Origin of the sequence: Hymenobacter nivis (genome assembly GCF_006439025.1) — a bacterium.
Lineage (GTDB): Bacteria > Bacteroidota > Bacteroidia > Cytophagales > Hymenobacteraceae > Hymenobacter > Hymenobacter nivis_A.
The window spans coordinates 78996-92512 of the sequence record NZ_RCYZ01000007.1 but is presented as its reverse complement, the minus strand read 5'-3'; the positions used below and the strand labels follow the sequence as shown (position 1 = coordinate 92512).

Annotated in this window: 13 protein-coding genes; 10 read left to right on the top strand and 3 right to left on the bottom strand. The window is 66.1% G+C overall.

Features of this window, described 5'->3' with window-relative positions:
- The first annotated feature begins 23 nt into the window (after positions 1-23).
- The 7 genes from EAH73_RS16330 (at position 24) to EAH73_RS16300 (ending at position 6574) form a co-directional block, all read left to right on the top strand.
- A complete protein-coding gene (locus tag EAH73_RS16330) occupies positions 24-446 on the top strand; it encodes a hypothetical protein (protein ID WP_140468453.1) in 423 nt (140 codons plus the stop codon).
- Complete coding sequence (locus EAH73_RS16325) at positions 443-1408, top strand: NAD(P)-dependent oxidoreductase (RefSeq protein ID WP_317129392.1); 966 nt, start codon at positions 443-445, stop codon at positions 1406-1408. Before EAH73_RS16330 ends, EAH73_RS16325 begins: the two co-directional genes overlap by 4 nt.
- 108 nt (positions 1409-1516) lie before the next feature.
- Positions 1517-1990: a transcription elongation factor GreA gene (gene greA / locus EAH73_RS16320; RefSeq protein WP_068232258.1), complete on the top strand. Its 474-nt coding sequence runs from the start codon at positions 1517-1519 to the stop codon at positions 1988-1990.
- Between the two features lie 187 nt (positions 1991-2177).
- Positions 2178-3017 carry a nuclease A inhibitor family protein gene (locus EAH73_RS24000; RefSeq protein WP_140468451.1) on the top strand — a complete coding sequence of 280 codons (840 nt, stop codon included), beginning with the start codon at positions 2178-2180 and terminating at the stop codon, positions 3015-3017.
- A 15-nt stretch (positions 3018-3032) separates the two neighbouring features.
- Positions 3033-3815, top strand: a complete 783-nt coding sequence (locus EAH73_RS16310) for an enhanced serine sensitivity protein SseB C-terminal domain-containing protein (protein WP_140468449.1) — start codon at positions 3033-3035, stop codon at positions 3813-3815.
- A gap of 163 nt (positions 3816-3978) precedes the next feature.
- The gene (locus EAH73_RS16305) at positions 3979-5619 is read left to right on the top strand and encodes a M28 family peptidase (protein WP_140468447.1); all 1641 of its coding nucleotides are present in this window, start codon (positions 3979-3981) and stop codon (positions 5617-5619) included.
- A 103-nt stretch (positions 5620-5722) separates the two neighbouring features.
- The gene (locus EAH73_RS16300) at positions 5723-6574 is read left to right on the top strand and encodes an alpha/beta hydrolase (RefSeq protein ID WP_140468445.1); all 852 of its coding nucleotides are present in this window, start codon (positions 5723-5725) and stop codon (positions 6572-6574) included.
- Here EAH73_RS16300 and EAH73_RS23745 read toward each other — a convergent pair.
- Together EAH73_RS23745 and EAH73_RS16290 are read right to left on the bottom strand one after the other, a co-directional pair.
- Complete coding sequence (locus EAH73_RS23745) at positions 6571-7998, bottom strand: DNA/RNA non-specific endonuclease (RefSeq protein ID WP_140468443.1); 1428 nt, start codon at positions 7996-7998, stop codon at positions 6571-6573. The two genes, EAH73_RS16300 and EAH73_RS23745, sit on opposite strands and share 4 nt — an antisense overlap.
- A 150-nt stretch (positions 7999-8148) precedes the next feature.
- A complete protein-coding gene (locus EAH73_RS16290; protein ID WP_140468441.1) occupies positions 8149-8613 on the bottom strand; it encodes a transposase in 465 nt (154 codons plus the stop codon).
- Positions 8614-8832: 219 nt separating this feature from the next.
- On the opposite strand from EAH73_RS16290, the gene EAH73_RS16285 reads away from it, so the two are divergent.
- From EAH73_RS16285 to EAH73_RS16275, 3 genes are all read left to right on the top strand, one after another.
- Positions 8833-10593 (top strand): DUF885 domain-containing protein, encoded by a 1761-nt coding sequence (locus EAH73_RS16285; protein ID WP_140468440.1) that lies wholly within the window; start codon positions 8833-8835, stop codon positions 10591-10593.
- A 65-nt stretch (positions 10594-10658) separates the two neighbouring features.
- Positions 10659-11012, top strand: a complete 354-nt coding sequence (locus tag EAH73_RS16280; protein ID WP_140468438.1) for a thioredoxin family protein — start codon at positions 10659-10661, stop codon at positions 11010-11012.
- A gap of 111 nt (positions 11013-11123) precedes the next feature.
- On the top strand, positions 11124-11891 hold the full coding sequence (locus EAH73_RS16275) for a YdcF family protein (RefSeq protein WP_140468436.1): 768 nt from the start codon (positions 11124-11126) through the stop codon (positions 11889-11891).
- 182 nt (positions 11892-12073) lie between these two features.
- On the opposite strand, the gene EAH73_RS16270 is transcribed toward EAH73_RS16275, so the two are convergent.
- Positions 12074-13471 carry an NAD-dependent succinate-semialdehyde dehydrogenase gene (locus tag EAH73_RS16270; protein ID WP_140468434.1) on the bottom strand — a complete coding sequence of 466 codons (1398 nt, stop codon included), beginning with the start codon at positions 13469-13471 and terminating at the stop codon, positions 12074-12076.
- Between the last annotated feature and the right edge of the window lie 46 nt (positions 13472-13517).

The window sequence follows — 13517 nt, the reverse complement described above, 5'->3', positions numbered from 1 at the left end:
GGCGGCAGACCAAGATGAAAAGTGTGAAAGCTATCAAAATTCTGGCTTGCCTGTTTTTATTGCCGCTGCTATTAACGAGCTGCTTTTGGGGTGATGAATACGACACGCATCAATTGACAGGTCGTTATTATTTGAGCAGGATTGAGCCCAGCTTGGACGAATGGGAGCTATACTTTGATGAGGAAACAAACGGGCGCGGGTTAGGTGAAGCTATTATCAAGCATCCAATAGTGGAAGCCGGTTTCAACGAGAAATGTATTATTCTGCGGGTAGCCGGCATGTCGCCTCAATTTTATATTGCACTCATGACCAATGCGGTAAATCAAGTAGAAGCCCGAGCTAATGTTAGGGGCCCTATGACTAAGCATGAGTTCCAGAACTTTAAACGAGAAATAGACGGCGACACTTTACTCCAATTCAATCCTAGTTTAATAAAAAGCGGATGATAAGCACCTGCCTTGTCGTTGATGAAATGCACCCCTCGCTGCTGCCAATGCTGGCCGGCATCGGCGTGACGGCCGATTACCGGCCCGAGCTGACGGCTGCTGAGGTACCCGGGGCCCTGGCGGCCAAGCTCTACGATGGGCTGGTGGTGCGCAGCAAGTTGCGCGTGACGGCCGCGCTGCTGGCCCAGGGCCCCCAGCTGCGCTACGTGGCCCGGGCCGGCGCGGGCGTGGATAACATTGACGAGGCGGCGATGGCGGCGGCGGGCGTGACGCTGCTCAACGCCCCCGAGGGCAACCGCGACGCAGTGGGCGAGTTTGCCACCGGGCTGCTGCTGGCACTGTTTCGGCACATTGTGCGGGCCGATGGCGAGGTGCGCCGCGGCGAGTGGCGGCGCGAGGCCAACCGCGGCGAGGAAATAGGAGGTAAGACCATCGGCCTGCTCGGCTACGGGCACATGGGGCGGGCGTTTGCGCGGCGGCTGGGGGCCTTCGGGTGTACCGTGCTGGCCCACGACCACGACCCGACCGTGGCGCCCGACGCCCACGCCGCGCTGGTGCCGCTGGCCGAATTGCAGGCCCGCGCCGACGTGCTCAGCCTGCACATTCCGTACTCCGAGGCCAACCACCACTTCGTAAATCACAACTTTTTGGCCGATTTCCAGCGCCCGCTGTGGCTGCTGAATACGGCCCGCGGCGAGGTGCTCGACCACGCCGCGCTGGTGGATGGTTTGCAGGATGGGCGGTTGTACGGGGCGGCGCTCGACGTGCTCGAAAACGAGCGGCTGGCCACGCTCTCGGGGCCCCAGGCGGCGCGCTACGAGTTTCTAAAAAGCGCTGATAATGTGTTGCTAACGCCCCATATTGGGGGCTGGACGCACCAGAGCTACCAGCGCATCAACGAGGTGCTGGTGGGTAAGCTAGCGGCATTTTTGGCCGCCGCTGGTGGGGGCGCTAGGGAGTAAAACGGTTTGTTGTATCTTTGCCCCGAACCTAACGCAGGGAGAACGGTTGGCCGCGCGCCAGCCGTTCTCCTTGCTTTTTAGCCAACCTGTAACTCTTCCCGCTACCTCATGGCCACCATCAATTATTATTCCCCCGAAGGCCTGCAAAAACTGAAAGACGAACTGCAAGACCTGAAAGTGAAAGGCCGCGCCAAGGCCGCCGAAGACCTGCGCGAGGCCCGCGACAAAGGCGACCTGAGCGAGAACGCCGAGTACGACGCCGCCAAGGACGCGCAGGGCCTGCTGGAACTGAAAATATCGAAGCTGGAGGAAGTCGTGGGCAACGCCCGCGAGCTCGACGAAACCAACATGGACCTCAGCAAAGTGCTCATCATGAGCAAGGTGAAGCTGAAGAACACCAAGAATAACGCCGTGCTGAACTACACCCTCGTGGCAGAGGAGGAGGCCAACTTGGCCACCGGCAAAATCTCCGTGAAATCGCCCATCGGCAAGGGCCTGCTGGGCAAATCGGTAGGCGACGTGGCCGAAATCACGGTGCCGGCCGGCAAGCTGCAATTTGAAGTGCTGGAGATTAGCCGGTAGGTTCTTCTAGTTGTCAGCTGTTCGTTGTCAGTTGTTAGGAAAAGGGCGGAGCCGCAGGGCCCGCCCTTTTTGCGTCCGGGGCCCAGTGCGGCATTCCGCCTTTATTTGCGTCAGAAATAGGGCCCCCGTTTCTTTAGCCCTTTTCCTAACAACTGACAACGAACAACTGACAACTATAACCAGCCCAATGCCTTCCATTTTCTCGCGCATCATCTCGGGCGAGCTGCCCGCCTATAAAGTGGCCGAGGACGGCCAGCACTTGGCATTCCTCGACATCACGCCCTTGGTGGAGGGCCACACGCTGGTGGTGCCCAAGCAGGAAATCGACTACATTTTTGACATGGAGCCCGCCGCGCTGGCGGCCCTGCACGTGTTTGCGCAGCGCGTGGCCAAGGGCGTGGCGGCGGCGGTGCCGTGCAAGCGCATCGGCGTGGCCGTCATTGGGTTGGAGGTGCCCCACGCGCACATCCACCTGATTCCGATGAACAAGGTGGCGGACATGAACTTCGCCAACCCCAAAATCAAGGTGGCCGACGACCGGATGCGGGAATTGGCCGCCGCCATTGCCGCGAAAGTGGATGGCGGCAGCGGCCTGGCCGAGGCCGAGGCCGCCCGGGCCCCCGCGCCCGCCACCGACGACCCCACGGTGCAACAGCTGCAGAAAATGTGCGCCGGCCTGCGGTTCGTGTCGGAGTCGGACGCGCCGCTGGAGCCCGTGAGCTACGCCGCCCCGGCCGGGGCCCTGGCGCCCGCCGCGCTGCTGAAGGCGCTGGGCGAGCCGGCCGGCACGGCGGTGAAAACCAAGGAGCTAACCGATTTCCTGAGCCAGCACACCGCCGACAACGGCGTGCTGCACGACCCGGCCCAGGCCAACCGCTACAAGGCGCTGCAATTGTTCCTCAAGCAGGAGCTCGACGGCCCGCAGGTGTACCTGGTGGGAGAGGAGCCCCAGATCCGCGCCTATGCGCTGGGGCGCGACGCCAACGGCCGCCTGGCCGGCTTCAAAACTGTGCTCACGCAAACCTAGCGCAGCCTTAGCCAGATGGGATTATTCGATTTCCTGAAGCGCCAGCCGGATGCAGCGGCGCCGCTGGACCCCGGGGCCACGCTGGACGAGCTGCTGGGGCAGGCCGCCGCCGACCCGGCGTACCGCCCGGAGTTTTACCGCCGCCTGCTGCTGGAGGACCTCGTGGTGATTACCGACGAAAACCCGGCGACGCTGGTGCCGGGCACTAAAATCGCGGACGACAGTTCGACCATGCGAATATTTTGCTGGCAGGACGGGCGAATCCCCGTCTTTACCACGCCGGACCGCATTCTCGACGGGGAAGTAATAAAGCACCGGGTTGCCTATGCCCAGATGAAAGGCCGGGCCCTGTTCGAAACCCTGCCCGGGACAACGCTGGTGCTGAACCCTTATTCGGCCGCTGGCAAGGAGCTGCTGCCCGACGAAATAGCGCAGATCCTGGCCGGCACGGTGCTGGATACGGGCCAAAACCTGGTGTCGGAGCAGGCCGCGGAGGTGCTGCTGGGCCAGCCCGCCGTGTACCCCACGGAAATGGTGCGGGCCCTGGCGCGGCTGCTGGCCCAGCAGCCGCGCGTGGTAGCGGCCTACCTGGGCTGGATCCACGACCCGGCCGGCCCCGTGCCGCCGCACTGCATCCTCTGCCTCGACGTGGAAGGCGAGATGACCGCCATCGCCAAAGAAACCGGTTTTGTGGCGCAGCAATTCTTGGGAAAAGACGAGGTGGTGGACATCGTTCAGGCCGATGAAAGCAGCTTGACGGACTATTTCCGCTCAACCAAGCCGTTTTACGAGCGGTAAGACTGGTTCAACCGCGCAATGGGTGCCCGTCGGTGAACAGTTTATAGACTCGTCTGCGAATTAAAAAAATCGCATAAAAAGAGCGTCGCGCCGCGCGCCGCGAAGCATAACGTTCTTTTTGTGCGGTTTCTAGTTCAGGAAAACCCCTTTTGTTTGCAAGCTTATGCGCTTCTCTTTCCTCCTGCTCCTCGCCGGGGCCCTGGCCCGGCCCGCCGGGGCCCAAACTCCGGCCGTGCCCGCGCCCGTAGCGGCGGCCCTGCAAAAAATCAGCGCCGACGACTACAAAGCCCACGTGCAGTACCTGGCCGACGACCGCCTGCGCGGCCGCCTGCCCGGCACGCCCGGCTACCAAATGGCCGTGGACTACGTCACGGCCCAGTTCAAGAAAATGGGCGTGCGGCCGGCCGGTGAAAACGGGGGCTTCACCCAAAAAGTACGGCTGCGGCGCGCCTTCGTGGAACCGGGCGCCACGCTGGTGTACCAAGCCGCTGGGGGCCCCGCCGTGCCGCTGGCCTACGGGCCCGACGCCACGTTTTCTCCCAACCCTGGGCAGGCGCAGGTGGCCACCGAGGCCCCGCTGGTGTTTGCCGGCTACGGCATTTCGGCCCCCGAGCTGGGCTACGACGACTACGCCGGCCTCGATGCAAAAGGAAAAATAGTGGTGTTGACGCGCCAGGCCCTGCGGCAGTTCGGCGACAACGAGCAGCAGTACTTTGGCGACGTGCGCACCAAGCTCGAAACCGCTGCCCGCCACGGCGCCGTGGGCGTGCTGCTGGCCAATGACAAAGCCGGGGCCCTGCCGCCCGCGCCCCCCAAGGGCGTGGTGAGCGCGCTGGACCCCAAGGGCCAAGTGGTCGTGTCGCGCTCCTACGCGCCGGGCTCGGTGCAAGTGGTGGGGGCCCTGAGCGCGGCGGCGTTGCAGCAGCTGTTCGCCGGGGCCCCCTCCGATACGGCCCAAACGCTGGCGGCGCTGCGGGCCGGCAAGCCCGCCTCGCAGGCGCTGCCCGGCCGCCTGCGCGCCGCCTACCGCAGCCGCTACCAGGACGTGGACGGCTACAATGTGGTGGGCAAACTGGAGGGCTCCGACCCAAAGCTGAAGAATGAGTACGTGGTGCACAGCGCCCACCTCGACCACCTCGGCGTGGGGGCCCCGGTCAACGGCGACTCCATTTTCAACGGGGCCCACGACAACGCCACGGGCGTGGCCGCGGTGCTGGAAATTGCCCGCACCTACGGCCGGCTGCCGGTGAAGCCCAAGCGTTCCATCCTGTTCGTGCTGATGACAGGCGAGGAAATGGGCTTGATCGGGTCGTCGTACTTCGCCAAGCTCCCAACCGTGCCCAAGGCCGCGCTGGTGGCCGACGTGAACACCGACATGCCCACCATCATTGCCCCGCTGCTGGCCGTGGTGCCACTGGGGGCCCAGCACTCGTCGCTGCTGCAACCCGTGGAAGCGGCAGCTGCTTACCTGGGCCTGGCCGTGGAAGCCGACCCCGAGCCGGCGCAGCACCGCTTCATTCGCAGCGACCAGTACAGCTTTGTGGTACAAGGCGTTCCGGCGCTGCACCTCAAGTACGGCAACAAGACGGCCGATGGCAAGAACAACCTCAGCGAGCAGGTGCAGAAGTGGCGCGCCGTTACGTACCACAAGCCCCAGGACAACTTCGCCGGCGGCACGTTCGATTGGGAAGCCGGTCGCAAGTACGCGCAGCTGAACTTCCTCGTGGGCTACCAAGTGGCCCAGGCCGCGGCCCGCCCCACCTGGAACAAGGACGACTTCTTTGGGGCCCGGTTCGGGAAATAACGGCGCAGCGCAGCGGGCCCGTTGCAACGCCGCGGTTGGGCCGGTGGTCTATGAAAAGCTCGTGCACGGTGCGCGGGCTTTTCACGTTTTAACGCCCGGCAAAATGCTTCGTTTGGTACTCTTCGGCTGCCTGTTGCTGCAAACGCTTTCGGCCTGGGCCCTCAAGCCCTCGCCAACCTGGTGGGCCAAGCCCGACACGCTGGGCCTAAAGTACCAAAGCCTCGCCTTGACCACGCCCGACCACGTGCGGCTGGCCGCGTGGCTGGTGGCGCCCGCGGCTGGGGCCCCCGACCAGCACACCACGATGGTCGTGGCCGGCAGCGACTCGGGCAACATGGCGTCGTTCCTCTTCCAGGCGCGGGCGCTGGCGGCGGCGGGCTACCAGGTGCTGCTGTTCGATTACCGCGGCTTTGGCCACAGCCAAGCCTTCGCCATCGACCAAAATCGGCTGTACTACGAGGAATTTGCCACCGACCTGGGCGCCGCGCTGGCCGAGGCCCGGCGGCGCGCGCCCCGCCAGCGCGTAGGCATCCTCGGTTTCTCGATGGGCACCCTGCTGGGGGCCCGAGTGGCCGCGAAGGACCGCTGCGACTTCCTGATAACCGACGGGTACGTGGGCAACCTGCAGGCGATTGTTGCCTACCAAGCCACCCGCCACAAAACCGTGACGCTGCCCGCCGAAGCCACGAGCTACGACCCGCTGGGCCCCCGGGTGAAATGCCCCTGGCTGTTCATCGCCGGCACCGAGGACCGCAACACGCCGCTGGCCGACTCAGCGGCTGCCGTGCAAGCGGCCCGCCGGGGGCAGCGGCGGCAGCTGCTAGCCGTGCCCTGCGGCCACCTGGGCGCCATGGAAGAACTGGCGAAAACCGAACCCGCGGAGGAATACGGCAACGCCTACGTGCGGGTAATCAGCCGCTTTTTGGCCGGCCCGCCCGCTGCCTCCAAGGGCTAGTTGGCCCGGCCGCTGTCCACCACTTTTTGCAGCTGGGCCTGGGTGGCGGGGGGCAGGGCGCTGAGTAGGTCGAGGCCCGAGGCAGCTTCGATTTTGTCGACCGTGGTGAGGTATTGCTTCCAGTCGGGGCTGCTGCTGGTGTCGTTGGGCGTGTCGATGGCCACGACGCGGGCCTGGCCGGCGGCGATGCGCTGGAGGTCATTGGTGCCTTGGGGCAGGAACACCACCACTTTCCAAATGCGGGCGGGCACCGTCACGCGGCCCTGGGCGATGGTTTGGGCGAAGCCGTTTTTGCCGGTGCCGCCGCGGCCGTAGCTGCCCATGATGACGTAGGCTTCGAGGCCGCGCTGCACCTGGGCGCGGGTGTATTCTTCGAGGTGGGCCCAGGTTTGCTGGTTGTTTTGGGGGGCCTGGGGCACCATGTTGCTCATCAAAAAGGTGGCCGAGTTGTCGTCGAGGCTGGCCGTGCGGTCGCCGCTGGGGCAGTTGTGGCCCTTGTCGAAGCCCGAGCCGGAGTAGCTCTGGGGCGTCACCTGGAAGAACTGGCGGGGCAGGGCGGGGTCGGGGCGGAAGTCGTTCTGGCGCGGCGACTGGCCCAAATCGCCCCGGCCCACGTGCCAGCTCGTCCACACCGGAATGCCGCGCGTGGCGCTGTAGCCGCTCGTGAACTGGGGCCGCACCAGCAGGTAGTTGGTGGCGTTGGCCGGGTCGGAGGTGGCGCCGCTGGGGTTGCCGAGCAGCAGGTTGTCGCCGGGGGCAGTGGCGGGTCCGGGGGCCGTGGTGGGGCCCTGGGCGGTCGGCGCTTGCGGCGCTCGGCGCGTGGGGGCCCCAGTGGTGGGCGCTGGCATTGCGGTGCCCGTGCCGCCCACCGCCACGGCGGGCCCGGTGGCCGTCGTCAGCACCACATCGTCGAAGTTGAGGCGATTCTTAGGGCCACTCGTTTTGCGAATTTCCAGGCGCAGCGGCTCGCTGGCCACCCCGGCAAAGGTGTGGGGCACCAGTTGGGGCCCCTGGGTGGTGACCGGGCCCCCCGCGCGCTGCCAGTGGCCGCCGCCGTCGCGGCTCAGCCACAGCTCCCAGGTGCTGGGCCCGTCGGTGCCGTAAGCGGCGGCGCTGACGCTGATTTGCGTCACGCCGGCCGCCGCGTCGAACTGCATGGTGAGGCGGCCCAGCCCGCGCAGGCGCGCCGCACGCTGGCCGTCCTTGTGGTCCTGCTCGGTGCTGCCAATCAGGCCGTCCTGGAAGTGCCAGGGCCCCGTGGCCAGCGCCTCGTCGGCCTCGGTGTAGGCGCCCTTGGTGCCGGCCTCAAAGGTTTCGGGGAAGGTGGCGGCGGGCGCCAGGCGCAGGTCCGACGCAGTGCGGGTATCGGCGTTTTGGGAGCAGGCCAGTAGGGCCAGGGCCCCGAGCAGGAGGGAAGGACGCATGAACGAAAGTAGCCGCTGCCGCGCGAACAGGGTGCGCTGGCCGTTGGTAGGGTGCGGGGCTTGCCCCCGCCCGAACCGTTGAACGACAATCGTTCAACGGCTCGGGCGGGTTTCGTTCATGCGGCGGGTGGGGGCAAGCCCCGTACCCTATTACCAGCGGCCAGGATTCGCGTGGATATAGCGGCGGTGGGCGTCCAATTCGGCCGCATCACGGATGATGCGCTCGTGATAATTGCGCTGCCAGCACGAAGGCGGCGCCACTTGCCCGGCCGCCAGCTCGCCCTGCCGCCACCGCCGGTAGCTGCGCGACTTAAAGCTGCCAACTATTTGGCTGACGGCTACCACCTGGTTGCGGGTAAGTACCAAAATTAGGTGCAAGTGGTTGGGCATTACCATCCAGGTGTCGAGCCGCACGGTAGGGTAGTGCGTAGGCAGGGCCGTTAGCTCAGCCAGGACTGCTTGACCCAGGAGCGAGGGCACCAGCGGGGCATTGGGCGGCAAGGTGCCAAACAGATGCGCCTTATCGCGCGCGCAAATAGTGAGAGCATAGCAGCCAGCCATGCTGTAATCGTACCCATTGTAGCGAATGCTGCGGCGTTGCGGCAAGGGTTCCATCCCACGAAAGTAGGGTGCGGGGCTTGTCCCCCCGCCCGTTGTTGAACGATTAGCGCACGATTCGTTCAACGACGGGCGGGGGCAAGCCCCGCACCCTACAGCCGTTGACTCCAAATCCGCTCTGATACAGCTTCAGCGCCGATTTGGGCTCCGCGCCCCGCAACTATCCCTCGCCGGCCGTTCCTTTGGGGCCCCCACTAGCCCCCACCGCCGCGCCCTATGAAACTCCGTTACTTGCTGCTGCCCCTGCTGGGGGCCCTGCCCGCCTGCCAATCGGCCGATAAGCCCGCCGCCAAGGCCCCGGCTTCGGCCGACGTGCGCTTTGAAGGGTTCAAGACCCGTTTCATTGCCGATTTGTGGCGCGAAGACCCCAGCTTTGCCTCGGCCATGGGCTACCACAAGTACGACTCGCTGCTGGTAATCCCCGACTCGCTGCAACGGCGGCGGGCGGCGGCGTTTGGCGAGAAAAACCTGAAGGCGCTGGCCACGTTCCCGCTCGACAGCTTGGCGCCCGCCAATCAAATTGACCACCACTTGCTGGCCAACTACTTGCGCGCCAGCCGCTGGGAGGACGACACGCTGCGCCAGTGGCAGTGGAACCCGGCCGCCTACAACCTGGGCGCCGACATTGGCGAATTCCTCAACGGCCGCTACTACCGGCTCGACCGCCGCCTGCGCAACATTTCCGACCAGCTGGCCCAGGCCCCAGCCTACTACCAGGCCGCCGAAAACAACCTGCGCCGCCCCACCCAGGAGCACACCCGCTTGGCCATCAAGCAGAACGAGGGCGGCTTGGCCGTGCTGGGCCCCGCCCTTGCCGATTCGGTGCGTGCCTCGGGCCTGAGCGCGCGCGAGAAAAAGGTGTTTGCCGACCGCCTGGCCACGGCGCGCCTCGCCATCCAGAGCTACCTGGCCTTCCTGAAAACCGACGTGCTGGGGGCCCACCAGTTCCGCTCGTTCCGCATCGGCAAGGCCCTGTTCGACCGCAAGTTTGCCTACGACATCCAGTCGCGCTACTCGGCCGATGAGGTGTACCGGCAGGCGCTGGCCCACAAGGCCGAGCTATTGCACGACATGGGCCGCCGCGCCGCGCGCCTCTACCCTAAGTACCTGCCCGGCCAGCCCGCGCCCGCCGATACACTTCAGCTCATCCGCGCCGTCGTCAACCAGCTCACCCTGAAGCACGCCCCGCGCAACGGCTTCGTGGCCGCCGTGAAGCAGCAGATTCCGACCCTGGTGGCCTTCGTGAACGACCATAATTTGCTCACCCAGGACCCCAGCAAGCCGCTGGTGGTGCGCGAAACGCCGCTCTACATGCGCGGCAGCGGGGCCGGGGCCAGCGTGAGCGCCCCGGGGCCCTACGACAAAGGCGCCAACACCTATTATAATGTGGAGCCCATCCCGAGCACCTGGACGGCAGCCCAGGCCGAGAGCTACCTGCGCGAGTACAACGACTATACCCTCCAGATTCTCAACATCCACGAGGCCATTCCGGGGCACTACACGCAGCTCGTGTACGCCAACCGCTCGCCCTCGCTGGTGAAGAGCATTTTCGGCAACGGCGCCATGGTGGAGGGCTGGGCCGTGTACGCCGAGCGCATGATGCTGGAGCAGGGCTACGGCCAGAACAGCGACGAAATGTGGCTGCTTTGGGACAAGTGGAACATGCGCGTGACGCTTAACACTATCCTTGACCACGCCGTGCAGGTCGACGGCATTTCGGAAAAAGCCGCCGTGGCCATGCTGGAGCGCGAGGGCTTCCAGGAGCAAGCCGAGGCCGAGGGCAAGTGGCTGCGCGCCACCCTCAGCCAAGTGCAGCTCAGCAGCTACTTCGCCGGCTACACCGAGATTTACGCCCTGCGCGAGGAGCTCAAGCAGCAGCGCGGCAAGGCGTTTGACCTCAAGCAGTTCCACGAGCAATTCCTGGGCTACGGCAGCGCCCCGGTGCGCTACATCCGCGAACTTATGCGGCGCAAATAAGGTATAGGGGGGCGGTGCGCGGGTTGCGCGCTGCCGCTTTGCCTGCCCCGCCACTTCCCTTCCCCATGACCGAAGCCCACCGCCAGCACGTGCACTCCGCCAACGACGAGCAGCTGCGCCACCTCATTCACGAGCACCTCAAGGTATTTGCTAAATTTACGTCGGCAAACTGTGCGGTCTGCGACGCCCTGGCCCCGCCGTTCGCCAAGTTTGTCGACGAGGAGCCCTACCAAACCATCCTGTTTCTGAAGCTCAACTCCGACGAAAACCCGGTGGCTAAAAAGCTGATGCAGGACAAAATAGCGCCCTTTTTTGTGAGCTACTGCCAGGGCCGCCTGCTCGAGTGCGCCGCCCTCACCGAGGAGGCCGACGTGCGCGCCCAGCTCGACCGCCTGCGCGCCTTTGTGCCGGTGAAGTAGGGCCCCGGGGACTCTTTTTAATTCGTATTTTTTGGGCGAAACGCCCGGCCGCTGGGCAGCGGCCGGGCGTTTGCGCGCCGGGCCGCTGGGCCCGGATTTTTCCGTTAAAGCGTGTTTTTTCTCCTTTCCAAAATTCTCGACGCTGCCCTGTTGCCCACCGTGTGGCTGGTGGCCCTGCTGCTGGGGGCCCTGGTGGCGCGGCAGCCCCGCCGGCAGCGGCAGTGGCTGCGCGCCGCCGCCGTGCTGGCCCTGGTGGGCACCAACCGTGCCCTCAGCAACGAGGCCCTGCGCGCCTGGGAGCGCCCCGCCGTGCCGCTGGCCGCCCTGCCGCCCCGGGCCGATGCGGCCGTGCTGCTCGGGGGCATCACCGACGCTAACCGCCAGCCCGCCGACCGCGTGTACCTGCACGCCGGGGCCGACCGCTTCACCAACGCCCTGTGGCTGTACCGCGCCGGGCGGGTGCGGCGCATCATCGTGTCGGGCGGCTCGGGCATGGTGGGGTCCCAGGCCGTCAGCGAAGCCCGCCAGATAGCCACGCTGCTGCGCCTGGCCGCCGTGCCGGCCGCCGATATCTGGCTGGAAGGGCGCAGCCGCAACACCCACGAAAACGCCGAGTTCACCAAGCAGCTGCTGGCCCGCCACCCGGGCGCCGATACGCTGGTGCTCGTCACGGCGGCGTTTCACATGCGCCGGGCCGCGGGCTGCTTTGCCCAGGCGGGGGTGCCCGTGTTGGCTTTCCCGGCCGGCTTCCGCACCATCCCCCGCTCCTTCACCCCCGATTACTGGCTGCTGCCCGCCCCCGCAGCCCTGGAGCAGTGGAGCCTGTTGCTGCACGAAATGGCCGGCTGGGCCGTGTATAAGGTCCGCGGCTGGTGCTAATGGCTTAGCAATCAGCTGACGGTTGCTGGCTGTTGTCTTTTATTCTTTACAGCAAGCATTTATGCCCAAGTTAGGGCCCCCAGGCTAAGGTGCAGGCCCGTAGCAACAACGGCAGCCCGATGATGCATCCTTGCGTCTCTATGTTGGGCTAGGGGCCCTAAACCTCACGGGCCAGCCCGGCGCTACTCCGTTTTGGCCCCGGCTGGCGCGGCAGCTTTGCCAATCCACACCGATTTTTGGTTTACAAATTCGAGGATGCCCAGGCGGGATAGCTCGCGGCCGTAGCCCGATTTCTTGACGCCGCCGAAGGGCAGCTCGGACATCGATTTCACCAGGCTGTTCACAAACACGGCGCCGGCCTCAATCTGCCGGGCCAGGTCCTCGCCCTTCGCCAGGTCCTGCGTCCACACCGAGGCCCCCAGGCCGAAGCGCGAATCGTTGGCCAGGCGCACGGCGTCGGCGGCGTTCTTGGCTTCGAGCACAATGGCCACGGGCCCAAAAAGCTCCTCGTGGTAGGCGCGCTGCCCGGGCCGCACGTGGGTGAGGATGGCCGGCCGAAACAAGGTTGCTCCGGGCCGCGCCTGGCCGCCCACCAGCGCCAGCCGGGCCCCCTGGGCCACCGAGTCTGCCACTTGTCGGGCCAGCTCGTCGGCCAGGTCGGGGCGGGCCAGGGGGCCGTACTGGGTGTCTTCGGCCAGCGGGTCGCCGGTGCGCAGGGCCAGCAGGTGGGAAGTGAGCTGGGCCACAAACTCCTTGAGGACGGGCTTTTCCACGATGAAGCGCTTGGCGGCGATGCAGCTCTGGCCGGCGTTGATCATGCGGGCCTGGGCGGCGGTTTTGGCGGCCAGGGGCAGGTCGGCGTCGGCCAGTACAATAAAGGGGTCGGAGCCGCCCAGCTCCAGCACGGTTTTTTTAATGTGGCGGCCGGCCAGGGCGGCCACCGCGGCCCCGGCCCGCTCCGAGCCGGTCAGCGTCACGGCCCGCACCCGGTCGTCGGCGATGAGCGGCTCTACCAGGTCCGTCTCAATAAGCAGCGTGCGGAAGCAGGCCGGCGGCAGGCCCGCGTCGTGGAATATTTTTTCCAGCGCCAGCGCGCACTGCGGCACGTTGGGGGCGTGCTTGAGCAGGCCCACGTTGCCGGCCATCAGGGCCGGGGCGGCGAAGCGCACCACCTGCCAGAACGGGAAGTTCCAGGGCATGATGGCCAGCACCACGCCCAGCGGCTGGTGGCTGATGTAGCTGCGCCCGGCGTCGGTGGCCACCGGCTCGTCGGCCAGAAAGGCCGCGGCGTGGTCGGCGTAGTAGTCGCAGCAAGTGGCGCACTTCAGGGCCTCGGCGCGGCCATCGGCCACGGGCTTGCCCATTTCCAGGGCCATGAGGCGGGCCAGCTCGGGGGCCTGCGCGCGCAACAGGGCCCCGGCGCGGCGCAGCACGGCGGCGCGCTGGGCCAGCGGGGTGGCGGGCCAGGTGGCGGCCGCGGCGTGGGCCTGGCCGAGGATGCGCGCGGTTTTGGCCCACGAAAACGGGCGGAACCGCTTGAGTACGCGGCCGGTATAAGGGTTGCGGGATTCGATGGGCATGGCGCGGGGGAAATGCGGGCGGCGGCAACGGGCCGGGCTAGTATCC